Origin of the sequence: Pseudoduganella sp. UC29_71 (assembly GCF_042693265.1) — a bacterium.
In the GTDB taxonomy this organism is placed as follows: domain Bacteria; phylum Pseudomonadota; class Gammaproteobacteria; order Burkholderiales; family Burkholderiaceae_D; genus Rugamonas.
On sequence record NZ_CP170549.1, the window covers coordinates 1,407,548 to 1,432,780 of the forward strand.

26 protein-coding genes, 6 tRNA genes and 2 pseudogenes are annotated in these 25,233 nt (G+C 64.5%); 29 read left to right on the forward strand and 5 right to left on the reverse strand.

Annotated features, from left to right (window positions below):
* Nucleotides 1-5: 5 nt before the first annotated feature.
* The 5 genes and pseudogenes from ACFJI2_RS06330 to ACFJI2_RS06350 all read right to left on the reverse strand — a co-directional run bounded on the left by ACFJI2_RS06330 (nt 6) and on the right by ACFJI2_RS06350 (nt 4,358).
* Nucleotides 6-1,178, reverse strand: coding sequence for a DUF418 domain-containing protein (locus ACFJI2_RS06330; RefSeq protein ID WP_377704250.1), 1,173 nt, complete (start codon nt 1,176-1,178; stop codon nt 6-8).
* A gap of 46 nt (nt 1,179-1,224) precedes the next feature.
* Nucleotides 1,225-2,175, reverse strand: coding sequence for a DMT family transporter (locus tag ACFJI2_RS06335; protein ID WP_377704251.1), 951 nt, complete (start codon nt 2,173-2,175; stop codon nt 1,225-1,227).
* Between the two features lie 64 nt (nt 2,176-2,239).
* Nucleotides 2,240-2,890 (reverse strand): AraC family transcriptional regulator, encoded by a 651-nt coding sequence (locus tag ACFJI2_RS06340; protein WP_377705801.1) that lies wholly within the window; start codon nt 2,888-2,890, stop codon nt 2,240-2,242.
* Nucleotides 2,891-3,005: 115 nt separating this feature from the next.
* Nucleotides 3,006-3,741, reverse strand: a pseudogene (locus tag ACFJI2_RS06345) (SAM-dependent methyltransferase).
* Between the two features lie 5 nt (nt 3,742-3,746).
* Nucleotides 3,747-4,358 (reverse strand): Maf-like protein, encoded by a 612-nt coding sequence (locus tag ACFJI2_RS06350; RefSeq protein ID WP_377704252.1) that lies wholly within the window; start codon nt 4,356-4,358, stop codon nt 3,747-3,749.
* Between the two features lie 93 nt (nt 4,359-4,451).
* Here ACFJI2_RS06350 and ACFJI2_RS06355 point away from each other — a divergent pair, with 93 nt between their 5' ends.
* The 29 genes and pseudogenes from ACFJI2_RS06355 to ACFJI2_RS06495 all read left to right on the forward strand — a co-directional run bounded on the left by ACFJI2_RS06355 (nt 4,452) and on the right by ACFJI2_RS06495 (nt 25,178).
* On the forward strand, nt 4,452-5,009 hold the full coding sequence (locus tag ACFJI2_RS06355; RefSeq protein WP_377704253.1) for a YceD family protein: 558 nt from the start codon (nt 4,452-4,454) through the stop codon (nt 5,007-5,009).
* A gap of 216 nt (nt 5,010-5,225) precedes the next feature.
* A complete protein-coding gene (rpmF, locus tag ACFJI2_RS06360; RefSeq protein ID WP_008449924.1) occupies nt 5,226-5,408 on the forward strand; it encodes a 50S ribosomal protein L32 in 183 nt (60 codons plus the stop codon).
* A gap of 149 nt (nt 5,409-5,557) precedes the next feature.
* Nucleotides 5,558-6,622: a phosphate acyltransferase PlsX gene (gene plsX, locus ACFJI2_RS06365; RefSeq protein WP_377704254.1), complete on the forward strand. Its 1,065-nt coding sequence runs from the start codon at nt 5,558-5,560 to the stop codon at nt 6,620-6,622.
* 16 nt (nt 6,623-6,638) lie between these two features.
* A complete protein-coding gene (locus ACFJI2_RS06370; RefSeq protein ID WP_377704255.1) occupies nt 6,639-7,625 on the forward strand; it encodes a beta-ketoacyl-ACP synthase III in 987 nt (328 codons plus the stop codon).
* Nucleotides 7,626-7,722: 97 nt separating this feature from the next.
* Nucleotides 7,723-8,664: an ACP S-malonyltransferase gene (gene fabD / locus ACFJI2_RS06375; protein WP_377704256.1), complete on the forward strand. Its 942-nt coding sequence runs from the start codon at nt 7,723-7,725 to the stop codon at nt 8,662-8,664.
* A gap of 11 nt (nt 8,665-8,675) precedes the next feature.
* Nucleotides 8,676-9,422, forward strand: a complete 747-nt coding sequence (gene fabG / locus ACFJI2_RS06380; RefSeq protein ID WP_107875498.1) for a 3-oxoacyl-ACP reductase FabG — start codon at nt 8,676-8,678, stop codon at nt 9,420-9,422.
* A gap of 146 nt (nt 9,423-9,568) precedes the next feature.
* The gene (gene acpP, locus ACFJI2_RS06385; RefSeq protein ID WP_055936274.1) at nt 9,569-9,808 is read left to right on the forward strand and encodes an acyl carrier protein; all 240 of its coding nucleotides are present in this window, start codon (nt 9,569-9,571) and stop codon (nt 9,806-9,808) included.
* 30 nt (nt 9,809-9,838) lie between these two features.
* Nucleotides 9,839-11,083 carry a beta-ketoacyl-ACP synthase II gene (gene fabF, locus ACFJI2_RS06390; RefSeq protein ID WP_161074716.1) on the forward strand — a complete coding sequence of 415 codons (1,245 nt, stop codon included), beginning with the start codon at nt 9,839-9,841 and terminating at the stop codon, nt 11,081-11,083.
* A 134-nt stretch (nt 11,084-11,217) separates the two neighbouring features.
* Entirely contained in the window at nt 11,218-11,670 is a 453-nt protein-coding gene (locus ACFJI2_RS06395; protein ID WP_377704257.1) for a protein YgfX, read from the forward strand.
* Between the two features lie 70 nt (nt 11,671-11,740).
* Complete coding sequence (gene rpoE, locus ACFJI2_RS06400) at nt 11,741-12,340, forward strand: RNA polymerase sigma factor RpoE (protein ID WP_107875504.1); 600 nt, start codon at nt 11,741-11,743, stop codon at nt 12,338-12,340.
* Nucleotides 12,341-12,365: 25 nt separating this feature from the next.
* Entirely contained in the window at nt 12,366-12,836 is a 471-nt protein-coding gene (locus ACFJI2_RS06405; RefSeq protein WP_377704258.1) for a sigma-E factor negative regulatory protein, read from the forward strand.
* A gap of 148 nt (nt 12,837-12,984) precedes the next feature.
* Entirely contained in the window at nt 12,985-14,484 is a 1,500-nt protein-coding gene (locus tag ACFJI2_RS06410) for a DegQ family serine endoprotease (RefSeq protein WP_377704259.1), read from the forward strand.
* Nucleotides 14,485-14,592: 108 nt separating this feature from the next.
* On the forward strand, nt 14,593-14,832 hold the full coding sequence (locus ACFJI2_RS06415; RefSeq protein WP_107875509.1) for a glutaredoxin family protein: 240 nt from the start codon (nt 14,593-14,595) through the stop codon (nt 14,830-14,832).
* Between the two features lie 151 nt (nt 14,833-14,983).
* Nucleotides 14,984-16,776, forward strand: a pseudogene (gene lepA, locus ACFJI2_RS06420) (translation elongation factor 4).
* Entirely contained in the window at nt 16,773-17,693 is a 921-nt protein-coding gene (gene lepB / locus ACFJI2_RS06425; RefSeq protein ID WP_377704260.1) for a signal peptidase I, read from the forward strand. Before lepA ends, lepB begins: the two are co-directional and overlap by 4 nt.
* 27 nt (nt 17,694-17,720) lie before the next feature.
* On the forward strand, nt 17,721-18,107 hold the full coding sequence (locus tag ACFJI2_RS06430; protein ID WP_377704261.1) for a DUF4845 domain-containing protein: 387 nt from the start codon (nt 17,721-17,723) through the stop codon (nt 18,105-18,107).
* An 8-nt stretch (nt 18,108-18,115) separates the two neighbouring features.
* Nucleotides 18,116-18,949: a ribonuclease III gene (gene rnc, locus ACFJI2_RS06435; protein ID WP_377704262.1), complete on the forward strand. Its 834-nt coding sequence runs from the start codon at nt 18,116-18,118 to the stop codon at nt 18,947-18,949.
* Nucleotides 18,950-18,962: 13 nt separating this feature from the next.
* Complete coding sequence (era, locus tag ACFJI2_RS06440) at nt 18,963-19,871, forward strand: GTPase Era (RefSeq protein WP_107875519.1); 909 nt, start codon at nt 18,963-18,965, stop codon at nt 19,869-19,871.
* Nucleotides 19,872-19,893: 22 nt separating this feature from the next.
* On the forward strand, nt 19,894-20,706 hold the full coding sequence (gene recO, locus ACFJI2_RS06445; protein ID WP_107875521.1) for a DNA repair protein RecO: 813 nt from the start codon (nt 19,894-19,896) through the stop codon (nt 20,704-20,706).
* A gap of 8 nt (nt 20,707-20,714) precedes the next feature.
* On the forward strand, nt 20,715-21,479 hold the full coding sequence (gene pdxJ / locus ACFJI2_RS06450) for a pyridoxine 5'-phosphate synthase (protein ID WP_377704263.1): 765 nt from the start codon (nt 20,715-20,717) through the stop codon (nt 21,477-21,479).
* Nucleotides 21,476-21,877, forward strand: a complete 402-nt coding sequence (gene acpS / locus ACFJI2_RS06455) for a holo-ACP synthase (RefSeq protein ID WP_377704264.1) — start codon at nt 21,476-21,478, stop codon at nt 21,875-21,877. The genes pdxJ and acpS overlap by 4 nt, the downstream gene beginning before the upstream one ends.
* 4 nt (nt 21,878-21,881) lie before the next feature.
* The gene (gene uvrC, locus ACFJI2_RS06460) at nt 21,882-23,747 is read left to right on the forward strand and encodes an excinuclease ABC subunit UvrC (protein ID WP_377704265.1); all 1,866 of its coding nucleotides are present in this window, start codon (nt 21,882-21,884) and stop codon (nt 23,745-23,747) included.
* Between the two features lie 78 nt (nt 23,748-23,825).
* Nucleotides 23,826-24,416 carry a CDP-diacylglycerol--glycerol-3-phosphate 3-phosphatidyltransferase gene (gene pgsA / locus ACFJI2_RS06465; RefSeq protein WP_377704266.1) on the forward strand — a complete coding sequence of 197 codons (591 nt, stop codon included), beginning with the start codon at nt 23,826-23,828 and terminating at the stop codon, nt 24,414-24,416.
* A 105-nt stretch (nt 24,417-24,521) separates the two neighbouring features.
* Nucleotides 24,522-24,597: transfer RNA gene (locus ACFJI2_RS06470), tRNA-Gly, on the forward strand.
* A 43-nt stretch (nt 24,598-24,640) separates the two neighbouring features.
* Nucleotides 24,641-24,716, forward strand: a tRNA-Gly gene (locus ACFJI2_RS06475).
* A 53-nt stretch (nt 24,717-24,769) separates the two neighbouring features.
* Nucleotides 24,770-24,845 (forward strand) — tRNA-Gly (locus ACFJI2_RS06480).
* Between the two features lie 29 nt (nt 24,846-24,874).
* Nucleotides 24,875-24,950, forward strand: a tRNA-Gly gene (locus ACFJI2_RS06485).
* Between the two features lie 27 nt (nt 24,951-24,977).
* Nucleotides 24,978-25,053: transfer RNA gene (locus ACFJI2_RS06490), tRNA-Gly, on the forward strand.
* 51 nt (nt 25,054-25,104) lie between these two features.
* Nucleotides 25,105-25,178: transfer RNA gene (locus ACFJI2_RS06495), tRNA-Cys, on the forward strand.
* Nucleotides 25,179-25,233 lie beyond the last annotated feature (55 nt).

The following is a 25,233-nucleotide window of genomic DNA, read 5'->3' on the forward strand; positions in this document are numbered from 1 at the left end:
AATACTCATCTTTCGTCACGTTGCCGCAGCAGTGGGAGGGCGGCAAGCGTGGCGGCGCGCAGCAGCCACTCGCCGGGTCCGTAGCGGTAGCGCGCCAGCCACCAGCGGCTGAGCAGCATTTGCAGCGCGTAGATGGGCGCCACGCAGGCCATGATGGCCAGCGGCGGCAGCCGGTCGATCAGGCGCAGGCCGTAGCCGGTGAACAGCAGGCCGAGCAGCAGCGATTGCAGCAAGTAGTTGCTGAGCGCCATCCTGCCCGTGGCGGCCAGCGCGTTTTCCACCCGCTTGCCTGCCGGCCGGCCGAATAGCAGCAGGGCGGCCGCGATGTAGGAGAAGCATAGCAGCGGGGCCGTCATCTGGCCGAAGCCGAAGGCCACCACTTCCAGCCAGCCGCCGGGGGCGTAGGTGGACGCGGTGGCGTAGCAGGCGGCGCCCGCGACGCCCATGGGCGCGCCGAGGCGCAGCAGGCGGTGTGCAGCTGCGCGATAGAGCCCGGGCTGTTCGAACAGGCGCACGCGGCCGGCTGCATAGCCGAGGAAGAACTGGGCCATGGCACTGGGCGCCTGCACCGTCAGGATAATGCCCAGTGTCTCGGCCAGGTGGCCCAGGTGGTAGGCCTGCGTGGCGGCTGCGCTGCCGCGGAAGGCTTGCAGCTTGACGAGGGCGCCGGGATCGGGCGGCTCGCCGGTGGCGCCGGCCAGCAGCAGGCCGAGCAGCATCCAGGCCAGGCCGACGGTGCTGAGCAGCCATATCGCCACCTTCGCGGCGCGTTGCGGCGGCCAGTGGCGGCAGGCCAGCAGCACCAGGCCGAGCATGCCGTATAGCGACATGATGTCGCCATAGAACAGCAGCGCGCCGTGCAGCAGGCCGAGCGCGATCAGGCCGGCCTGGCGGCGCAACATGCGCGGCAGGAAATCGGCGCGGGCGCGCGCGGCGGCGTCCATTTGCAGCGTGAAGCTGTAGCCGAACAGGAAGGAGAACAGCAGGTAGAACTTGCCTTCGAACAGCAGCGCTGCCGTGAAGCGCACCGCGTTGTCCAGCGCGGACGTGTAGGCCGGGTTGGGGCTGGGCGAGGCGAAGTGGGAATCGGCAAAGGCCCAGATGTTGACGCTCAGGATGCCCAGCAGGGCCAGGCCGCGCAGGGCGTCGACGTGGTGCAGCCGGTGCGCGTCGGCCATGCGGGCTCCTTGCAGGGTTGAGTAGTAATCAAGCTTGCTGAATATATCATGCCCGGCGCTGGTGGGCGGAGGTGCAGCTGAGCACGCTGGCGCAGAGCAGGGCGACGGCGGCGCATTCCAGGCCGGTGGGCCAGCGTGCTTCCCACAGGAAGCTGTAGAGCAGGGCAAACAGGGTTTCGAACAGGATCAGCTGGCCGCTCAGCGTGAGCGGCAGCAGGCGGCTGGCGCGGTTCCACAGGGCGTTGCCGACGATGGAGCACAGCAGGCCGACGGCCGTGACGAGGGCGATGAAGCGCAGCCAGCTCGGCCCTGCGGCGCCGCTGGCGCTGGCATGCGGCAGCAGGAAGGCGGGCACGGCCAGCAGCAGCGCCAGCGCGCCGGTGGCGATGCCGGTCAGCAGGCTCCAGTCGTGCGGGCTGATGTGGCTCAGCGCGGCCAGCTTGCGCTTGTTGGCGACCGCGTAGGCGATCCAGGAGACGAGCGCGCCGAATGCGCACAGCAGGCCGATGGCAGCCGAAGCGGCGCCTGAGCCCCCGGCCGGGGGCGGCGCGGTGGTGGCGAGCGCCTGCCAGGCGATGCAGGCGGTGCCGGCGGCGCTGAGCAGCAGCGACGGGGCGAGGCGCGCCAGCGGCACGGCGCCGCGCTCGCGGCTGCCGATCACGGTGACGGCCACCGGCAGCAGTCCGATCACCAGCGAGGTCATGACGACGCCGCCCAGCTGCACGGCGCTGGCCAGCAGCAGGTAGTAGAGGATGTTGCCCAGCATGCTGAGCCAGAGCAGCGCGCGCCAGTCGCGCCAGCCGAGCGCGCCGCGCAGGCGCCGCCACGAGGGGGCGATCAGCGCGCAGGCGGCGGCGCCGTAAGCCAGGTAGCGCCCGGCGGACAGTTGCAGCGGCGTGTGCCCGCGCGCCAGTTCCGGCGCGAGAAACACCAGCCCCCACAGCGCCCCGGCGGCCACGCCGCACGCCACGCCCGCCAACAGTCGGTTCGAGTCCATCAGGTTTCCTTCACGGTTGGGGCGATGATGCCCCGCGCGCGCGGAAATCTCTTGTCGCGGACTCTCAGGTTTTAGGCATATTCTCCTGCGCCCAGCGGCGGTAGGCGGCAGGCGTCTGGCCGAGACTGTTGCGCATGGCGCGGGTGAGGGCGCTCTGGTCGGCGAAGCCGGCGCGGCAGGCGATGTCGGCAATCGGCAGCCCGCTGCGCGCCAGCAGGGTGCAGGCGTTCTCAATGCGGGTGCGCAGCAGCCAGCCGTGGGGCGTGCTCTCGTGCTCCTCGCGGAACAGCGCATGCAGGCGGCTCACGCTGAGGCCGGCCTTGGCCGCCATGCGTTCGGTGCTCCACGGCTGGCCGGGATCGGTGGCGACGGCGGCCATCATCACGGCCAGGCGCGAGCGCGGCTGTGGCGATGCCAGCGTCAGCGAGTCGACCAGCAGGCCCAGCCAGGCGCGCAGGGCGGCCGTGGGCGGCGCGGCTTGCTGGTCCAGCATCAGGCCCATGAATTCAACCAGCTTGCCGGTGGCGGCGTTGAGCGGCTGGAAAGGGCGTTCGCCAAGCTGGCCGCGCAGCGGATCGGGCAGCGCCGGCGCGGCGATATCGACGATCAGCGAACGGTTATCGGGCGTGCCGAGCTGCGAATGCCAGGAGCCGGGTTCGACGAACGCCGCGCGCAGCGGATCAAGGCGCGCTTCCTTGCCCTCGATGTCCAGCATGACCGCGCCCCGCAGCGGCAGCACCAGTTGCGCGTACTCATGCTTGTCCGTCGAGCGGACGTCGCCATAGCTTCGAATGGAAACGGCGAGGTCCATGGCGGGGTCCATGGCGCCCTTACTGGCCCAGGATGAGGAAGACGGTGGGCTTTTTGGAAGTCCGGCGCCTTGCCTGCGGTAAGCAGGCTCTTCCACTGCGCGCCCGTCATGGTGCGGATGGTTTCGGACGGCAGGCTAATGTCGGTGGCCACGCAGATCAGGGTGCCGCCATTGCAGCCGGCCACCAGCGCTTCGAGCATGGCGGCGTTGCGGTAGGGCGTCTCGATGAACAGCTGCGTCTGCTTCTCGCTGCGCGAGCGGCTCTCCAGCTCCTTGATGCGCTTGGCGCGCAGCGCGGCGTCTGTAGTCAGGTAGCCGTTGAAGGCGAAGCTCTGGCCGTTCAGGCCGCTCGCCATTACCGACAGCAATATCGACGACGGCCCGACCAGCGGCCGTACCGGGATGCCGTGCTGATGCGCCAGGCGCACCAGGTCCGCGCCCGGATCGGCCACGGCGGGCACGCCCGCTTCGGACACCAGGCCCGCGTCCTGCCCGGCCAGCAGCGGTTCAAGCAGGCCCAGCAGCGCCTGCTGCGGCGTGTTCACGTTCAGCTCGCTGATCCTGATCTCTTGCAGCGGGCGCGACAGCGGATGCTGCGCACCCACCAGTTTCAGGAAGGCGCGCGCGGTCTTGGCGTTCTCCGCGACGAAGTAGCCGAGGGCGGCGGTGGTCGCCTGCACGTGCTCGGGGATGACATGGGACAGCGCCTCGGTCTCGCCGAGGGTGTTGGGAATCAGGAAAAGGGTGCCTGGCATGGGAATCACTTGGTGTTAAAAAAGGACACGCCGGCCGCGCGCAGCATGCCGGTCAGGGCGATCAGCGGCAGGCCGGTCAGCGCGGTCGGGTCGCTGCTGTCGATGCGCTCCAGGATGGCGATGCCCAGCGCCTCGTTCTTGGCGCTGCCGGCGCAGTCATAGGGCTGCTCGATGCGCAGGTAGGCGTCCAGCTCGTGGTCGGGCAGGTCGCGGAACTTTACGACGGTCTGGATGTCTTCTATATAAGCCTGGCCGTTGCGTCCATCCCACAGGCACAGCGCGGTGTGGAAGACCACTTCCCGGCCGCGCATTTTCTGCAGCTGCGCCAGCGCGGCGGCATGGTTGCCGGGCTTGCCGATCTGCTCGTCGTCCAGCGTGGCCACCTGGTCGGAGCCGATCACCAGGCAGGCCGGATGCGTGGCGGCCACGGCGGCAGCCTTCTCGCGCGCCAGGCGCAGCGCGGTGGCGCTGGGCGTCTCGCCGGGCAGGGGGCTTTCGTCGATGTCCGGCACCGCCACGCCGAACGGCAGTTGCAAGCGGGACAACAGTTCCTTGCGGTAGGCGGAGCTGGAGGCAAGGATGAGGCGGGGTTGGGAAGAATTCTGTTCGGTAAGCATGTAGTTTACTGGCCCTGCCTTGGAAATTGTTATATGCTCTGTGCGCCGTGCATTTGGCACTTGCCGCGCACCAACGCCGGCACAAAAAAGTGCATGGACTTTGACGCGCCGGCGAAAACCCTGCTATTATCGCAGGTTTTCCGGGGAATACAGGTTATGAGTGCTTTTGTGATCGACGCGTTTGATTTCAGTCGGACTAAGGCAAGCCGCGACGGCGTGACGCCGGTCGCCGACATGACCCGCCTGGCCAAGGAATGCGCGGACCCGTCCGGCACGATCACCTGGAAGGTGGAAGGCGGCGTCAGCAGGCACGGCTTCCCGCAGATGCGGCTGTCTGTGGATGGCACCGTGCAGCTGGTTTGCCAGCGCTGCATGCAGCCCTATGCCCACCACATGGCGTCCTCGACGCTGCTCATGCTGGGCAAGGATGACGAGCAGGCCGACGAGATCGAAGAGATCGTCGACGATGAAACGGTGGACGTGATCGTGGGCACCCGCGACATGGATCTGATGTACCTGGTGGAAGATGAAGCGTTGCTGGCCCTGCCGCACACGCCGAAACACGACGTATGTCCGAGTACGGCGCTGCTCGACTCGCTGCAGTCCGAGAAGAAGTCGCCCTTTGAAGGTCTGAAAGACCTCAAAAAATAAGTACAGCTCAGTTTTACCAAATATGTAGTAGTAAAGAACGTGTCAAAGCGCGTGCAGGCAGTCGAGTATTGCGAGTATTGGCATTGTTGTAGGTAGTGGCATCAGAACATCGGTCAGTGATCGATGGCGGCAAATTTTGCCGTTGGGATACTCGATTCGCATGTATTTGCCTGTCGAATGTGTTAGAATTTTAGAACTTATGTATTAGGAGTCATCATGGCAGTTCAGCAGAACAAGAAGTCCCCATCCAAGCGCGGTATGCACCGTTCGCACGATTTCCTGGTTGCCCCACAACTGGGCATCGAGCCAACCACCGGCGAAACGCACCTGCGTCACCACATCAGCCCTAACGGTTTCTACCGTGGCCGTAAAGTGCTGAAGACCAAAAACGACGAGTAATCGACGTTTTTACCAAGAATAAGAGCGGTGCGACGTGGTTTTTACTGACGTGGCGCCGCTTTTTTCTTTTCCTTGGCGGCTAGTTAGCCTGCCTGTCAAACCCGCATCTCTGCAGCCCTGAAGCGTTTCAGGCGCGCACTTGTCCCACAATGACAATCAAAATTTCTATCGACTGCATGGGCGGAGACCACGGCCTGTCTGTCACCATTCCTGCCGCCATTTCCTTTTTGAAGCGTGAGGCGGAAGCCGAGCTGATCCTGGTAGGCCTGGAAGACGCCATCCGCGCGGAGCTCAAGAAGCACCACGCCGAGGCGCACCCGCGTATCGCTATCCAGCACGCTTCCGAACAAGTGATGATGGACGATCCGCTCGAAGTGGCGCTGCGCCGCAAGAAGGATTCCTCGATGCGCGTGGCGGTGGAACAAGTCAAGGACGGCAAGGCCCAGGCCGCCGTCTCGGCCGGCAACACCGGCGCCCTGATGGCCGTGTCGCGCTATGTGCTCAAGACCATGGCCGGCGTCGACCGCCCCGCCATCTGCTCCATCATGCCCAACCAGAAGGGCGGCCCCACCTATATGCTGGACCTGGGCGCGAATGTCGATTGCGAACCGCACCATTTGCACCAGTTTGCCATCATGGGTTCCGTGCTGGTCAATGCCATGGAAGGCATCGCCAAGCCCACCATCGGGCTGCTCAACGTGGGCACCGAGGACATCAAGGGCAATGAAGTGGTCAAGCTCACCAGCAAGCTGCTGCAGGCCGACCACGAGCGTGGCGCGCTCAACTTCTACGGCAACGTGGAAGGCAACGACATTTTCAAAGGCACCACCGACGTGGTGGTGTGCGACGGCTTCGTCGGCAACGTCACGCTGAAGTCGGTCGAAGGCGTGGCGCGCTTCTTCAAGGACGTGCTGACCTCCGAATTCAAGCGCAACATCTTCACCATGCTGGGCGCGCTGATTGCCAGCAGCGCCCTGAAGGCCATCAAGAGCCGCCTCAACCCATCCCGCTACAATGGCGCCAGCCTGCTGGGTTTGCGTGGCCTGGTGTTCAAGAGCCACGGCAGCGCCGACGCATATTCATTTGAATGGGCGATCCGGCGAGCGTATGATGCTGCAAAAAATGACGTGCAGGCACATTTGTCGACCATGATTGCCGAACTGATGCCGCGCGGCACGGAGACTACACAGGAGCAGCCCAGCTCCGTCACCTGAAAGTGGATGGAAACGCATGACTTTGTACAGCAAAATTATTGGCACCGGCAGCTACCTGCCTGAAAAACGCGTGACCAACGAGGACTTGACCGCCCAGCTGGCGGCCAAGGGGATAGAGACGTCCGACGAATGGATTTCCAGCCGCAGCGGCATCTCCGCGCGCCACTACGCCGAGCCTGAGCAGGCATCGTCCGACCTGGCCGTGCATGCGGCCCGCAAGGCGCTGGAGATGGCCGGCATGCAGATCGACGATATCGACCTGATCATCGTGGCCAGCTCCACCCCTGACTTCTTCGGCAGCTTCCCCAGCACGGCCTGCATCGTGCAGCGCAAGCTGGGCCAGACCAACAACGGCGCCGCCGTCGACGTGCAGGCCGTGTGCAGCGGCTTCGTCTACGCCGTCTCCACCGCCGACGCCTTCATCAAGGCCGGCGTGCACAAGAACGTGCTGGTGATCGGCGCCGAAGTGTTCTCGCGCATCCTCAATTTCGAAGACCGCACCACCTGCGTGCTGTTCGGCGACGGCGCCGGCGCCATCGTCATGACCGGTTCGGACGAGCCCGGCATCCTGGCCACCAAGCTGCATGCGGACGGCCGCCATTCGGACATCCTGAGCGTGCCCGGCAGCCTGGCCGGCGGCGCGGTGGCCGGCAGCTCCTACCTGTACATGGACGGCCCGGCGGTGTTCAAGCTGGCCGTGAGCGTGCTGGAGAAGGTTGCCAACGAAGCGCTGGAACATGCCGGCATGACGGCCGGGCAGATCGACTGGCTGGTGCCGCATCAGGCCAACATCCGCATCATGAACGGCACCGCCAAGAAGCTGGGCCTGCCGCTGGAAAAAATGATCGTCACGGTGGACCAGCACGGCAACACGTCCGCGGCCTCGATCCCGCTGGCGCTGGACCAGGCGGTGCGCGACGGCCGCATCAAGAAGGGCGACAACGTCATGATGGAAGGTGTGGGCGGCGGATTTACCTGGGGCGCGGTCCTGGCGAGGATGTAAAATACAGCCCGTTTTAGAATTAGTGTTCTAAATCCGGGGCCGGACCCGCCGGGTCTGCCCCCAGAATAGGCATCTGGTTAATAATCAAGAGACAAATATGAGCAAATTTGCATTTGTATTCCCGGGCCAGGGCTCGCAAGCCATCGCCATGATGGACGGCTTCGCCGGCAATCCGGTGGTGGCGCAAACCATCGCCGAGGCATCGGACGCGCTGCAGTTCGACCTGAGCAAGCTGATGGCCGAAGGCCCGAAGGAAGAGCTGGACCTGACCACCAACACCCAGCCGGTGATGCTGACCGCCGCCGTGGCCGTGTACCGCGCGTGGATCGCCGCCGGCGGCCCGCTGCCGTCGGTGGTGGCCGGCCATAGCCTGGGCGAGTACTCCGCACTGGTGGCCGCAGGCGTGATCTCCTTCAAGGATGCCGTGCCGCTGGTGCGCTTCCGCGCGCAAGCCATGCAGGAAGCCGTGCCGGTAGGGCAGGGCACCATGGCCGTGGTGCTGGGCCTGTCGGACGACGACGTGCGCGCCGCTTGCGCCGAAGCGGCCGCTGCCGACGCCGCGCAAGTGGTGGAGCCGGTCAACTTCAACGCGCCGGCGCAAGTGGTCATCGCCGGCCACACGGCCGCCGTCGAGCGCGCCTGCGAGATCGCCAAGGCCAAGGGCGCCAAGCGCGCCATGAAGCTGCCGGTCTCGGCGCCGTTCCACTCCTCGCTGCTGAAACCCGCCTCGGACTGCCTGCGCGACTACATGGCCGGCCTGACGTTCTCGGCGCCGCAGATCGCGCTGATCAACAACGTGGACGTGGCCGTGCTGAACGACCCGGCCAGCATCAAGGACGCGCTGGTGCGCCAGGCCGCGAGCCCGGTGCGCTGGGTGGAAACCATGCAGAAATTGGCCGCCGACGGCATCACCCAGGTGGTCGAGTGCGGCCCTGGCAAAGTGCTGATGGGCCTGGCCAAGCGCATCGATCCGGTGCTGGTGGGCGACGCCATCACCGACCAGGCTTCGCTGGAACGCATCCTGGCTACCTTCAAATAACAAGGAATCACATGAATCTGGCAAATCAAGTTGCGCTGGTGACCGGCGCCTCGCGCGGCATCGGCAAAGCCATCGCCATCGAGCTGGCCAAGCAGGGCGCCCGCGTGATCGGCACCGCTACCACCGAAGCCGGCGCCGACGCCATTTCGGCCTACCTGGCCGACATCGGCCCGGAAGCGGGCAAGGGCCTGGTGCTGAACGTGACCGACGCCGCCCGCTGCGGCGAAGTGATCGACGAAATCAGCAAGACCTGGGGCGCGGTCGCCATCCTGGTCAACAACGCCGGCATCACCCAGGACAACCTGGCCATGCGCATGAAGGACGAGGAATGGGACAGCGTCATCGCCACCAACCTCAGTTCCGTGGGCCGTTTGTCGCGCGCCGTGCTGCGCGGGATGATGAAAGCCAAAAGTGGGCGTATTATTAACATCACCTCGGTCGTGGCATCGTCCGGCAACCCGGGTCAAATGAATTATGCGGCGGCCAAGGCCGGCGTGGAAGGCATGAGCCGCGCCCTGGCGCGTGAGATCGGCAGCCGCAACATCACCGTCAACTGCATCGCCCCCGGTTTTATCGACACCGATATGACCAAGGCGCTGGGCGATGAGCAGCACGCCGCCTTGCTGACGCAGATCCCGCTGGCCCGCCTGGGCAAGCCGGAAGACATCGCGGCAGCCACCGCTTTCCTCGCTTCGCCGCAGGCCGCCTACATCACCGGCACCACCCTGCACGTGAACGGCGGGATGTATATGAATTGATGGCGAAAATGCGGTAGTTGGCCGCGTTTTCACTGTCTTTTAGCAGTGATTTCGGCACAGATAGCAGCAGGTGCCGAAATTAGTTTTTCAGCGCGCAAACCTGATAAAATGCGCGCTTTCCGTAACAAACACATTGGAGCCATAACATGTCGGATATCGAACAACGCGTTAAGAAAATCGTCGCTGAGCAACTGGGCGTCGCAGAAGCAGACATCAAAACCGAATCGTCCTTCGTGGACGACCTGGGTGCTGACTCCCTGGACACCGTTGAACTGGTGATGGCTCTGGAAGACGAGTTCGAAATGGAAATTCCTGACGAACAAGCTGAAAAGATCACCACCGTGCAGCAAGCGATCGACTACGCTACTGCGCACGTCAAGGCCTAAGCCTGCCCCGATCGACTCCAGGAGAATCGCTTGAGTTCTAAAAACCGTCGTGTAGTGGTCACCGGCCTCGGCTGCGTGTCCCCCGTCGGCAATAGCATTGCCGAAGCGTGGAGCGCAGTCACTGAAGGCAAGTCCGGGATTGCTAACATCACCAAGTTTGATGCGCAGCCATTCACTACCCACTTCGCCGGTGAGGTAAAGGGCTTCAATATCGAGGATTACATCCCCGGTAAGGAAGCGCGCCACATGGATACGTTTATCCACTTTGGCATGGCGGCCGGCATTCAGGCGGTGCAGGATTCCGGCATCGTCGTCACCGAAGAGAACGCCGATCGCATCGGCGTCATCATCGGTTCCGGCATCGGCGGCTTGCCGATGATCGAAGAGCAGAAGGAAGACTACGACAAGCGCGGTCCGCGCCGTATCTCGCCTTTCTTCGTGCCTGCTTCCATCATCAACATGATCTCGGGCAACCTGTCGATCAAGTATGGCATGCGCGGTCCCAACCTGGCGATCGTCACGGCCTGCACCACCGGCCTGCACAGCATCGGCGCCGCCGCTCGTCTGATCGAGTACGGCGATGCGGATGTGATGGTGGCCGGTGGCGCGGAATCGACCGTGTCGCCGCTGGGCATGGGCGGCTTCGCCTCGGCCCGCGCCCTGTCCACCCGCAATGACGACCCTGCGACCGCTTCGCGGCCGTGGGACCGCGACCGCGACGGTTTCGTGCTGGGCGAGGGCGCCGGCGTCATGGTGCTGGAAGAGTACGAACACGCCAAAGCGCGCGGCGCCAAGATCTATGCAGAAGTGCATGGCTTTGGCATGACCGCCGATGCTTACCACATGACGTCGCCGCTGGAAGATGGCAGCGGCGGCAGCAAGGCAGTGATTGCCGCCCTGAAGAACTCCGGCCTCAACCCGGATCAGGTGCAGTACGTCAATGCCCACGGCACGTCGACCCCGCTGGGCGACCAGGCCGAAGTGGTCGGCATCAAGCGCACCTTCGGCGACCATGCCAAGCAGATGGTGGTGTCCTCGACCAAGTCGATGACCGGCCACCTGCTGGGCGGCGCCGGCGGCCTGGAAGCGGTGTTTACGGTATTGGCCATCCACCACCAGGTGGTGCCGCCTACCATCAACATCTTCAACCAGGACCCAGCGTGCGACCTGGACTTCTGCGCCAACGTGGCGCGCGACATGAAGATCCAGTACGCGGTGAAGAACTCGTTCGGATTCGGCGGCACCAACGGCAGCCTCGTGTTCGGAAAAGTTTGAACTTTTTAGCCTCACTCCGGTCGAACCGGAGTGAGCGCTGAGACGGTGCCGGCGCACGCCGGCACCTGTCGCCCGGCCCCCACGGCCGGCGCATCTGCAGTCACCCTCCCATAGCACCCCAGGTTTAACGCGTCATGTCGATTGCCGTGAGTGCTGTCGTGCGTCCTTCCTTTTGCCTGCGCGTGCTGCTGGCCGGCTTTGCCGCGTGCGCGCTGGCCGTGGCGGTCTGGCTGCCCCCCATCCTGGCTATTTCTTGTGCTGCGGCAAGTGCGACGGCCTTGCGCTGCGCACTGCGGCGCGCCAAAACGCATCGGCTTGATATTTCCGGTATTGGGCAAATGCGGCTGGCGGTATACCTGCATGCAGCGCTGCGCACGGCGGGCGCGGCGGTGCAGGCGGCCGAGGCCGCGCCGGCCACGGTGGAGCTGATGGCGGGCTCGACCTGCTGGCCGTGGCTGCTGTTGCTGCGGCTGCGCCACGAGGGCGGCGCGGTCACGGTGCTGGCGGTGCTGCCCGACAGCGTGGCACCGGGCCGCTTCAGGCCGCTTGCCTTGGCGTGCCGCGCCTGCGCGGCAAAAAAACTTTGAACTTATTGCGGCGTGCTTGCTCCAAAGCAGTATGGGGATACGCGCCGCAGGACACCGGGGAACAGGTGCGATGACAGAGCGCGAGTGCGATCAGTTGCTGGTCGAGCGAGTCCAGGCGGGCGAGCGGCAGGCATTCGACTTGCTGGTGGTGAAGTATCAGCGTAGGCTGATGAGGCTGGTATCGCGCATCGTGCATGATCCGGCGGAGGCGGAAGATGTGGTCCAGGAAACGTTCATCAAGGCATACCGCGCCATCCGGCATTTCCGGGGCGATTCGGCCTTTTATACCTGGCTGTACCGCATCGGCATCAATACCGCCAAGAACTTCCTGGCCAGCCAGAGCCGCCGCACGCCGACCTCCACCGAGAACGATGCCGAGCAGGCCGAGGCGTTCGATAGCGGCGAGCAGCTGCGCGACATCAACACGCCCGAGTCGGTGCTGGCCAGCCAGCAGATTGCGCGCACCGTGAACGCCGCCATGGACGCGCTGCCGCTGGACTTGCGCACGGCCATCGTGCTGCGCGAGATCGAGGGGCTGAGCTACGAGGAAATCGCCGACATCATGGCCTGTCCGATCGGCACCGTGCGCAGCCGCATCTTCCGCGCGCGCGACGTGATCGCCGAAAAGCTCAAGCCTTTGCTGGACATGCCGCTGGACAAACGCTGGTAGGACGCTGCTTGAAATGGGAACGCCGATGGATACGCTGAAACGACTGCACGAACATATTTCCGCCATGGTGGACGGCGAGCTGTCCGACCACGAGGCCGGGCTGGCGGTGGCCGCGCTCACCGAGCCGGAGGGGCAGGCGGCCTGGCGCGCCTATCACCTGATCGGCGACGTGCTGCGCAGCGACGCCAGCGGCGCCGAGCTGGGCGAAGGCTTCAGCGCCCGCCTGGCGGCGCGGCTGGACGTGGAAGTGGCGCCCGGATCGGGCCGGGCGGCCCCGGCTCAGGCCGCTGCCGTAGCCGCCGCGCCAGCCGCCGCCCCGGCAGGCTTCGCCGGCGTGCCCGGTGCTTCCCAGGCAGTGCACGCCGCGGCGCATGGGACGGCCGTTCCGGCCAGCCCGGCCAGCGTGCCGGCGAGCCCGGCTTCCTCGACCGCCAGCCCGGCATCGGCGCAGCCGGCGGCAGCGGCGGGCGCCCCGGTCCCCGACACTGCCGGCTGAGCCCGCCCGCCGGCCAGCCAGTCAGCCATCCTGCCAGCCCCCTCTTGAAAAACCTTGCCACTCGCAATATCTTGTGCGAGCGGCAACGGCCGTTTTCGCTTACTATTTACTGAATATTCGCCGAACCCTACAAGACGCACCCACATCCATGAAAAATACCTTCTCTGCAGGTAACAAAACGCTGACCGCGCTGATGCTGAGCGCGGGTATCCTGTTCGCTCCCGCCATGGCGGGCCTGGCGCCGCTGGCGCAGGCCGCGGCCCCGACGGTGGCCGGCTTGCCCGACTTTGCCGACATGGTGGAGAAGGTTGGCCCGGCCGTGGTCAACATCCGCACCACCGAGCGCCTGAAGCTGAACCAGAACCGCGGCGGCCAGCCCGGCGAAGAGGAAATGCAGGAATTCCTGCGCCGCTTCTTTGGCGGCGCCATTCCGACCCCGCGCCAGCCCGGCCAGACCCCGCGCGGCCGGCGCGGCGCCCCGCAGCAGGAAGAGGAAGTGCAGCGCGGCGTCGGCTCCGGCTTCATCACCTCGGCCGACGGCTACGTGCTGACCAACGCCCACGTGGTGGACGGCGCCGACGAAGTCTACGTCACGCTCACCGACCGGCGCGAATTCAAGGCCAAGGTGCTGGGCGCGGACGCCCGCACCGACGTGGCCGTGCTGAAAATCGAAGGCAGCAAGCTGCCCTACCTGACCATAGGCGACTCCAGCAAGATCCGCGTGGGCGAGTGGGTGGTGGCCATCGGCTCGCCGTTCAACCTGGAAAACACCGTCACCGCCGGCATCATCTCGGCCAAATCGCGCGACACCGGCGAATACCTGGCGCTGATCCAGAGCGACGTGGCGGTCAACCCGGGCAACTCCGGCGGCCCGCTGATCAATATGCGCGGCGAGGTGATCGGCATCAATTCCCAGATCGCCACCCTGTCCGGCGGCTACAACGGCATTTCCTTCGCCGTGCCGATCGACGAAGCCATGCGCGTGGCGGACCAGCTGAAGAAAACCGGCAAGGTCACGCGCGGCCGCATCGGCGTGCAGATCGGCCAGTTGAGCAAGGAAGTGGCCGAATCGCTGGGCCTGAAGGAGGCGCAGGGCGCCGAAGTGACGATGGTGGAGCCGGGCGGCCCGGCCGACAAGGGCGGCATCAAGGCCGGCGACATCATCCTGAAGTTCAACGGCACCCCGATCAACCGCTCGTCCGACCTGCCGCGCATGGTGGGCGGCACGGCGCTGGGCAGCAAGGCCGTCGTCACCGTGTGGCGCAAGGGCCAGCAGGTGGACATCCCGGTCACCGTGGTGGAACTGGAAGCGGACAAGACCGCCGCCAAGTCCAGCCCGGCCGAGAAGAAGAAAAAGGCCGAGGAACCGGCCAACGCGCTGGGCTTCAAGGTGGCAGACCTGACTGCCGCCCAGAAGAAGGAGCTGAGCGTGGAGGGCGGCGTGATGGTGGAAGCCACCGAAGGCGCGGCCGCCAATGCCGGCCTGCGCGAAGGCGACGTGCTGCTGCAGATTAACAATGTGGAGATCAAGGACGCCAAGCAATTCAACGCCGTGGTGGCCAAGCTCGATCCCAAGCGCGCGCACGTGGTGCTGGTGCGCCGCGGCGACGTGGCGCAGTTCATCTCGCTGCGCCCCACCGCGAAATAAGCCGCGTGCGGCGGGTTACGCTGCGCTAACCCGCCCTACGGCCACCGCGCGGTGGTCCCGTAGGGCGGGTTAGCCGCAGGCGTAGCCCGCCGGCGCCGCCCGAGACCCATGCACTTCACCCTGTACTCCCGCTCCTACTGCCACCTGTGCCAGGACATGCTGGACGCCCTGAACGCCCTGCAAACGCCCGAACGCCCGTTCACCGTCGAGGTCATCGACGTCGATGCCGACGAGGCCCTGGTGGCCCGTTTCGACGAGCTGGTGCCGGTCCTGTACGCCGATCTGGACCAGCCGGAACTGTGCCACTACTTCCTCGACGAAAACGCCGTGAAAACGGCTTTGGCATAAAACCGGGCTTTCCCCTCTGAAATCCGGTAAAATGCCGGGTTCGGAAAGCTCTTGTTTCCTTGCAGTGATAGTAACAAAAACGCTCGCCAGGGCATTCCGTCCCGCTTGGAGCGCTTCTCGCCACGTCCCTACACGTTTTTAGATTTGTTTAATGAACAACATACGCAATTTCTCCATCATCGCCCACATCGACCACGGTAAATCGACCCTGGCCGACCGCATCATTCAATTGTGCGGCGGCCTGTCCGAGCGCGAGATGGAGGCGCAAGTGCTCGATTCGATGGATCTGGAGCGCGAGCGCGGCATCACCATCAAGGCGCAAACCGCCGCCCTGCAGTACAAGGCCCGCGACGGCCAGGTCTACAACCTGAACCTGATCGACACCCCCGGCCACGTGGACTTCTCCTATGAAGTGAGCCGCTCCCTGTCGGCCTGCGAAGGCGCGCTGCTGGTGGTCGACGCGTCCCAGGGCGTGGAAGCCCAGACCGTGGCCAACTGCTACACCGCGCTCGACCTGGGCGTGGAAGTGGTGCCCGTGCTGAACAAGATCGACCTGCCGAACGCCGATCCACCGAGCGCCATCGCCGAGATCGAGGACGTGATCGGCATCGAAGCCGGCGACGCCGTGCACTGCTCGGCCAAGACCGGCCTGGGCGTGGACGACGTGCTGGAAGCCATCATCGCCAAGGTACCGCCGCCGAAGGGCGACCCGGACGCGCCGCTGCAGGCGCTGATCGTGGACTCGTGGTACGACGCCTACGTGGGCGTGGTGATGCTGGTGCGCGTGGTGAACGGCACCCTGAAACCGAAGGACAAGATCAAGCTGATGGCCACCGAGTCCGTGCAGCTGGTGGAAGACGTGGGCGTGTTCGCGCCGCGTTCGCTGTCGCTGCCGCAGCTGTCGGCAGGGCAGGTGGGCTTCATCATCGCCGGCATCAAGGAACTGAAGGCGGCCAAGGTGGGCGACACCATCACCCTGGCCAACAAGCCGGCGCCGGCGCCGCTGCCCGGCTTCAAGGAAGTGCAGCCGCAGGTGTTCGCCGGCCTGTTCCCGGTGGAAGCGAACCAGTACGACGCGCTGCGCGACGCGCTGGAAAAGCTCAAGCTGAACGACGCCGCGCTGATGTACGAGCCGGAAGTGTCGCAGGCGCTGGGCTTCGGCTTCCGCTGCGGCTTCCTGGGCCTGCTGCACATGGAAATCGTGCAGGAGCGCCTGGAGCGCGAGTTCGACCAGGACCTGATCACCACCGCGCCGACCGTGGTGTACGAAGTGGTGATGCGCGATAACAGCGTGGTCAAGGTGGACAACCCGTCGCGCATGCCGGAAACCACCAAGATCAACGAAATCCGCGAGCCCATCGTCACGGTCAACCTGTACATGCCGCAAGAGTACGTCGGTTCCGTGATCACGCTGTGCATCGGCAAGCGCGGCGTGCAGATGGACATGAGCTACCACGGCCGCCAGGTCAAGCTGGTGTACGAGATGCCGATGGGCGAGATCGTGCTGGACTTCTTCGACAAGCTGAAATCGACCTCGCGCGGCTATGCCTCGATGGACTACGAGTTCAAGGAATACCGCCCGTCCGACGTGGTGAAAGTGGACATGCTGATCAACGGCGAGAAGGTCGACGCGCTGGCCATCATCGTCCACCGGTCCAACAGTGCCTACCGCGGCCGCCAGGTGGCAGCCAAGATGCGCGAGCTGATCCCGCGCCAGATGTTCGACGTGGCCATTCAGGCCGCCATCGGCGTGAACGTCATTTCGCGTGAAAACGTGAAGGCGCTGCGCAAGAACGTGCTGGCCAAGTGCTACGGCGGCGACGTCAGCCGCAAAAGAAACTGCTGGAGAAGCAGAAAGCCGGTAAAAAACGCATGAAACAGGTGGGCTCGGTGGAAATTCCACAAGAAGCATTCCTGGCAATCTTACAAGTGGACGATAAATGAACCTGCAAGCTGTGCTGAGCAACTTCGCCTTGATCCTGTTCATCCTGATGGTGGTGACGGGCGTAATCTGGTTTCTGGACGTGTTCTACCTGGCCAAGCAGCGCCGCGCCGCCGCCGACCGCGCGCTGGCCGAGTACGACGCCCGCGCGGCCAAGCTGACCGCCGACGGCATCAAGATCGACAACGCGTCCAACCGCGCCGAGATCGAAGCGGCCCAGCTGCGCCAGCCCACCTGGATCGAATACTCGGGCAGCTTCTTCCCGGTGATCGCCCTGGTGTTCTTCCTGCGCTCCTTCCTGTACGAGCCGTTCAAGATCCCGTCCTCGTCCATGGTGCCGACGCTGCTGGTGGGCGACCTGATCCTGGTGAACAAGTTCACCTATGGCGTGCGCCTGCCCATCATCAACAAGAAAATCATCGAGCTGAACAATCCCCAGCGCGGCGACGTGATGGTGTTCAAGTATCCGCGCGACATGAGCCAGGACTACATCAAACGGGTGATCGGCGTGCCGGGTGATAAAATCACCTATGAAAACAAGAAGTTGACGGTGAACGGCAAGGCCATCGAGTACGCGCCGCTGGACGATTACCTGAACGAGGACAGCCTGCAGTACTCCAAGCAGGCCAAGGAAAACCTGAACGGCGTCGAGCACCGCATCATCGCCACCGAGGGCGCGCCCTCGGTGAACGTGTCGCAGGTGATGGACTTCCCGAACAGCGAAGCGTGCAGCTACCGTTCGGAAGGCTTTACCTGCGTAGTTCCTGCGGGCAACTATTTCATGATGGGCGACAACCGCGACAACAGCCTGGACAGCCGCTACTGGGGCTTCGTGCCGGACAAGAACATCGTCGGCAAGGCCTTCTTCGTCTGGATGAACCTGAGCAACCCGGTCAAGCGCATCGGCAGTATCCAATAAAAGAATCGGAAAACACGAGGGATGGACATGCAAGGATTGCAGAAGCAACGCGGAATTTCCCTGATCGGCCTGATGTTCACCATCGCCGTGCTGGCCGCCATCGGCCTGCTGGCCATGCAGATCGTGCCCACGTATTCGGAGTACCGCGCCATTTCGGCCGCCATCGTGAAAGCCAAGAGCGCGGGCGGCACGCCGCAGGACATCCAGGCTTCGTTCAGCAAGAGCGCCGAAGTGGGCTACATCAGCTCCATCACGGCGCGCGACCTGGTGATCACGCGCGAAGACGGCGGCCTGGAAGTGAGCTTTGCCTACGACAAGAAAATCCCTCTGGTCGGGCCGGCCAGCTTGCTGCTGGAATACGCCGGCAGCACGTCGAAATCGGGCGCCGCTGCGGCCAAGCCTGAAGATAAATAAGAGAGCACATGAATTTACAGTTGTTGCAAACCCGCTTAGGCTATACGTTCCAGGATGCTGGCCTGTTGCAGCAAGCCTTGACGCACCGTAGCCATAGCAGTTTGCATAACGAACGCCTGGAATTCCTGGGCGACTCCATCCTGAACTGCGTGGTCGCCTCCATCCTGTACGAACGCTACAGCGGCATCGACGAAGGTGACCTGTCGCGCCTGCGCGCCAACCTGGTCAAGCAGCAGTCGCTGTACGAGATCGCGCAAAAGCTGGAACTGTCGAACTTCCTGCGCCTGGGCGAGGGCGAACTGAAATCGGGCGGCTTCCGCCGTCCGTCCATCCTGGCCGACACGCTGGAAGCGCTGCTGGGCGCCATTTTCCTGGACACCAGCTTCGACGCGGCCGCCAGGGTGATCCGCGCCTTCTACATCCCCATCCTGGACTCGGTCGACCCGCAAACCCTGGGCAAGGACGCCAAGACCCTGCTGCAGGAATTCTTGCAAGCCAAGAAGATCTCGCTGCCGCTGTACAATGTGGTAGCCACCCACGGCGCCGCGCACAGCCAGGAATTTGAAATCGAGTGCCTGGTGCCCAAGCTGGGCATCCAGGTCTACGGCCGTGGCGGCAGCCGCCGCGCCGGCGAACAGGCGGCCGCCAAGCTGGCGCTGGAAGTGGCCGAGCAGGCGCTGCATAAAACGCCGGCCGCCAGCCGCAAGCCGCGCCAGCGCGCCGCACAGCTGAAACTGGCAGGCATCGCCACCATCCAGGGCGACGCCGGGCAGGAACCGAATCACGAGCAGGACGGCCCCAAGGGCAAGGCCGCTGGCGACGGCAAGCTCGCCAAACACTGAACAAGGTAACACCATGAACACCCCCAGCACCACCACTCCCGCCGGCTTCCGTTGCGGCTACATCGCCATCGTGGGCCGTCCCAACGTGGGCAAGTCCACCTTGATGAACATGCTTATCGGCGCCAAGGTCAGCATCACCTCGCGCAAGGCGCAGACCACGCGCCACCGCATCACCGGCATCCAGACGCTGGACGATGCGCAGTTCATCTACATCGACACGCCGGGCTTCCAGACGCGCCATTCGAACGCACTGAACAAGACGCTCAACAAGACCGTCACCAACACGCTCGATTCGTCGGACGTGATCCTGTACGTGATCGAGGCGAACACCTTCGGCCCGGCCGACCAGCAAGTGCTGGACCTGCTGCCGAAATCGGTGCCGGTGATCCTGGTGATCAACAAGTCCGACCGCGCCAAGGACAAGGCCGTGCTGCTGCCGTTCGCGCAGCAGGTGGCCGCCAAGCACGACTTCGCGGCCGTGGTGCCGGTGTCGGCCAAGCTGCGCTTCCAGCTGGACGGCCTGCAGGACGAGATCAAGCGCCTACTGCCGGAGAACGACCCGATCTTCGGCCCGGACGACATCACCGACCGCAGCGAGAAGTTCCTGGCCTCGGAAATCGTGCGTGAAAAGCTGTTCCGTTTCGTCGGCGACGAGCTGCCGTACACCAGCACCGTGCTGATCGAGAAGTTCGAGCAGGAGGGCAATCTGCGCCGCATCTTCGCCGCCATCCTGGTCGAGCGCGACACCCACAAGTCCATGATCATCGGCAACAAGGGCGCGCGCCTGAAGGAAGTGTCCTCGCAAGCGCGCCTGGACATGGAAAAACTGTTCGGCGGCCCGGTGTACCTGGAAATCTGGGTCAAGGTCAAATCCGGCTGGGCCGACAACGAAGCGGGCCTGCGCGCTTACGGCTACGAGTAAGCGCACGGGGCCATCGACTGCAATGTCCGACGCCGTCACCGCCGAGCCGGTAAACGAGCCGGCAAGCGAGCCGGCAAGCGAGCCGGCAAAACGTCCGCGCGCCCCGTCGCGCGAGCGCACCACCGGCACGCGCGTGGCCGGGCAGCCGGCCTTTGTGCTGCACAGCTACCCCTACAAGGAAACCAGCCTCATCGTCGACATGCTGACGCGCGACTACGGCCGCGTGGCCCTGATCGCGAAAGGCGCCAAGCGCCCGCACTCGCAGCTGCGCGGCGTGCTGCAAACCTTCCAGCCCCTGTCCGCCGGCTTCGTCGGCAAGAACGAACTGCGCACCCTGACCGACGCCGAATGGGTGGGCGGCATGCTGCCGCTCGAGAAAACCGCGCTGCTGTGCGGCTTCTACCTCAACGAGCTGCTGGTCAAGCTGCTCGCGCGCGACGACGCCCATCCGGCCTTGTTCGACCACTACGTCGCCACCCTGAACCAGCTGGCGCATAATGAACCTGCGCCCATCTGCTTGCGGAAATTCGAACGGGCCTTACTTAAGGAGACGGGCGTGGCCGCCGATTTGACGCGCTGCACCGCCACCCGCGCGCGCGTGCTGCCCGGCGTGCTCTACGTGGTGGACCCCGAGCGCGGTCCGCGCCCCGAGCAGGCCGGCGACACCGCGCCGCGCGTGTCGGGCAAGACGCTGCTGGACATGGAGCGCGAAGATTACCAAGACGCCGTGACGCAGGCGCAAAGCAAACAACTGATGCGCTTCCTGCTGGCGCACCACCTGGGGGGCGCGCCGCTGAACACGCGCCAGATACTGATAGACTTGATGCAGCTATAGAAACCACCATGAGCTTCCTGTTCCCGTCCGGCCCGGTCATCGACCTGGGCATCAACATCGACCACGTCGCCACCCTGCGCAACGCGCGCGGCACCGCCTATCCGGACCCGATCCGCGCCGCGCTGCTGGCCGAGCAGGCCGGCGCCGACTGCATCACCCTGCACCTGCGCGAAGACCGCCGCCACATCAAGGACGCCGACGTGATCGCGCTGGCGCCGCAGCTGCTCACGCGCATGAACCTGGAAGCGGCCGTGACCAAGGAGATGCTGGACTTCGCCTGCATGATCAAGCCGGCCGACGTGTGCCTGGTGCCCGAGAAGCGCACCGAAGTGACCACCGAGGGCGGCCTCGATGTGGTGGGCCACTTCAGCGACGTGCAGGCCGCCGTCAGGCAGCTGCAGGCCGAAGGCATCCGCGTATCGCTGTTCATCGACGCCGACGAGCAGCAGATCGCCGCCGCCGCCGAATCCGGCGCGCCCGTTATCGAACTGCACACCGGCCGCTATGCCGACACCGAAGGCGCCGAGCAGGCCGCCGAGCTGGAACGCATCAAGGCCGGCACCCGTTTCGGCGTGCAGCGCGGCCTGAAAGTGAACGCCGGCCACGGCCTGCACTACACCAATGTGCAGCCGATCGCCGCCATTCCGGACATCGCGGAACTGAACATCGGTCACGCCGTCGTCGCCCACGCCGTCTTCGTCGGCTGGGAGAACGCCGTGCGCGAAATGAAGGCCATCATGACGGCCACCCGCGTGGCCGCGCTGGCAAAATGATCTTCGGCATCGGCACCGACATCTGCCAGATCGGCCGCGTGGCCGACGCGCTCGCGCGCAGCGAACGCTTTGCCGACAAGGTGCTGGGGCCGGAAGAACTGGAGATCTACCGCGCGCGCAAGGCAGTCAGCCCGGTGCGCGCGCACCGCTTTGTCGCCACGCGCTTCGCCGCCAAGGAAGCCTTCGGCAAAGCCATCGGCACCGGCGTGGCCACACCCATGACCCTGCACAATGCCCAGCTGCTCAACGAAGCGAACGGCAAGCCGGTGATGGTGTGCACGGGCACGCTGGCCGAATTCATGCAGCAGCACCGCCTGTCGTCCCACGTGACGGTAAGCGACGAGGCCGACTACGCCGTGGCCTTCGTGATCGTCGAACAGGCACCGGAAACGAAGTAGAGCAATGACAGACGCACCGAAAACCGAGACCATCGATCCGCGCGAACAGGTGCTGGCCACCGTCGCCAAGCTGCCCGGCCTGCCGGGCGTATACCGCTACTTCGACGCCAACGACAACGTGCTTTACGTGGGCAAGGCGCGCGACCTGAAAAAGCGCGTGTCGAGCTATTTCCAGAAAAACCTGGCCAGCCCGCGCATCGCCATGATGGTCGAGCGCATCGCGCGCCTGGAGACCACCGTCACGCACAGCGAAGCGGAAGCGCTCATTCTTGAGAACAACCTGATCAAGGCCCTGCAGCCGCGCTTCAACATCCTGTTCCGCGACGATAAGAGCTATCCCTATCTGAAGATCACCGGCGACGCCGTGCCGCGCATGGTGTACTACCGCGGCTCGGTGGACAAGAAGAACCAGTACTTCGGTCCTTTCCCCAGCGCCTGGGCGGTGAAGGAATCCATGCAGATCTTGCAGAAGGTGTTCCACCTGCGCACCTGCGAGGATAGCGTGTACTCGAACCGCACGCGCCCGTGCCTGCTGAACCAGATCGGCCGCTGCAGCGCGCCCTGCGTGGACCTGATCACGCCCGAAGACTACAAGGTGGACGTGGACAACGCCGCGCGCTTCCTGCGCGGGCGCACCAGCGAAGTGATGGAAGACCTGGAGAAGAAGATGCACGGCTACGCGGCCGAGCTGAAGTTCGAGCAGGCGGCCGGCGTGCGCAACCAGATCCAGTCGCTGAGCAAGGTGCTGCACCAGCAAAGCATGGAAACCACCGGCGACGCCGACGTGGACATCATCGCCGTGATCGTGCAGGGCGGGCGCGCCTGCGTGAACCTGGCCATGGTGCGCGGCGGCCGCCACCTGGGCGACCGCGCCTACTTCCCAAGCCACTTCGGCGACGCGGCGGCCATCGCCGAGGCGGCGCCGGAAGTGGAAGTGCTGAGCGCCTTCCTGGTGCAGCACTACACCGAGAAATTCATCCCCGGCACGCTGATCCTCAACATCGAATACGACCAGCCGGAGCTGATGGTCGCGCTGCAGGAGCAGTGCGGCCACCGCATCAACCTGATCTTCCAGCCGCAGGGCCAGCGCAGGCAGTGGCTGGAACTGGCGCAGAAGGGCGCCGAGATCTCGCTGGCGCGCCTGCTGTCGGAGCAGGGCTCGCAGCAGTCGCGCACGCGCGCGCTGGCCGAGGCCCTGACCCTGGAGTCGGAAGACCTGGACGCGCTGCGCGTGGAATGCTTCGACATCTCGCACACGCAGGGCGAAGCCACGCAGGCCTCCTGCGTGGTGTTCCACCACCACCAGATGCAGAACGGCGAATACCGCCGCTACAACATCAACGACATCACCCCCGGCGACGATTACGCCGCCATGCGCCAGGTGCTGATGCGCCGCTACGAGAAAGTGGCCAACGGCGACGGCGTGATGCCGGACGTGGTGCTGATCGACGGCGGCAAGGGGCAGGTCGAGATGGCGCGCCAGGTGTTCTCCGAACTGGGTCTGGACATCGGCCTGATCGTCGGCGTGGCGAAAGGGGAGGGCCGCCGCGTCGGCCTGGAGACCCTGGTGTTCGTGGACGGCCGCGCCCCGCAGGAGCTGGGCAAGGAGTCCGCCGCGTTGATGCTGGTGGCGCAGATCCGCGACGAGGCGCACCGCTTCGCCATCACCGGCATGCGCGCCAAGCGCGCCAAGACGCGCCAGACTTCGCGCCTGGAGGAGATCGAGGGCATCGGCGTGAAGCGGCGCCAGAAGCTGCTGGCGCGCTTCGGCGGCCTGCGCGGCGTGGTCAACGCCAGCGTGGAGGATTTGATGTCGGTAGACGGCATTTCCAGCGCCTTGGCCGAAGAAATCTACAAACAACTGCACTAAGGGCATGCGTTCGCTGGTGCTAAGCCCGGCGGCAGGTTAGACTAGCGGCGCATTGATAAAAATTAACTGACGCCCCTCATGCCCTTCAATATCCCGATTTTGCTGACCTGGTTGCGCGTTGCGCTGATCCCTCTGGTGGTAGGCGTGTACTACCTGCCGCCGGCCTGGCTGCCGGTCAGCGACCGCAATCTGGGCGCCACCCTGGTCTTCATCGTCGCCGCCGTCACCGACTGGTTCGACGGCTTCCTGGCCCGCCGCTGGAACCAGACCTCGGCCTTCGGCGCCTTCCTCGACCCGGTGGCCGACAAGCTGATGGTGGCCGGCGCCTTGCTGGTGCTGGTGCAGCTGGACCGCTGCAACGCCATCATCGCCTTCATCATCATCGGCCGCGAGATCACCATCTCCGCGCTGCGCGAGTGGATGGCGCAGATCGGCGCGTCCAAGTCGGTGGCCGTGAACTCCATCGGCAAGATCAAGACCGCCGCCCAGATGTCCGCCATTCCGCTGCTGCTGTTCCACGACATCCTGTTCGGCGCCGTCGACACCCATTTCTGGGGCGAAAAGCTGCTGTGGGTGGCCGCCGTGCTCACCGTGTGGTCCATGTTCTACTACCTGCAGAAGGCCTGGCCGCTGATCAAGGAAAAGAGCGGGATGCTGGAAGTGAAGTAAATCGGAATAAATCGTTTAGCTTTGCAACTTTTCACTCTTGACAGTCCGCTCCCATGCTCTATAATGCTGGCCTGTTGTTGATAACAACGCGCAGCAAAAAGCGAAGCGGGAGTAGCTCAGTTGGTAGAGCGCAACCTTGCCAAGGTTGAGGTCGAGAGTTCGAGACTCTTCTCCCGCTCCAGTTTGCAGTGCGAGAATGTTTCTGCGATAATGCGGTTCCTAACGCGGGAGTAGCTCAGTTGGTAGAGCGCAACCTTGCCAAGGTTGAGGTCGAGAGTTCGAGACTCTTCTCCCGCTCCAGTCTTGTGTGGCACGAGATTGGCGCGTCAGGACAGCAAAATGTAAGACTCCATGCGGGAGTAGCTCAGTTGGTAGAGCGCAACCTTGCCAAGGTTGAGGTCGAGAGTTCGAGACTCTTCTCCCGCTCCAGGTTTTGCAGATAGTATCAAAACTCCAATGCGGGAGTAGCTCAGTTGGTAGAGCGCAACCTTGCCAAGGTTGAGGTCGAGAGTTCGAGACTCTTCTCCCGCTCCACGGTTTTGCGGCAGTACACACTCCAATGCGGGAGTAGCTCAGTTGGTAGAGCGCAACCTTGCCAAGGTTGAGGTCGAGAGTTCGAGACTCTTCTCCCGCTCCAGAATTCGAATGGCAGAGATTAACCGGCTGCCATTTCAGACAAGTCTCCCTCGGCGAGGTAGCAAAGCGGTTATGCAGCGGCCTGCAAAGCCGTCTAGGTCGGTTCGACTCCGATCCTCGCCTCCAAAATTCCTCAGATAAATCAACGACTTAGCCGTCCGCTCAGTAGCGGAGGAGTCGT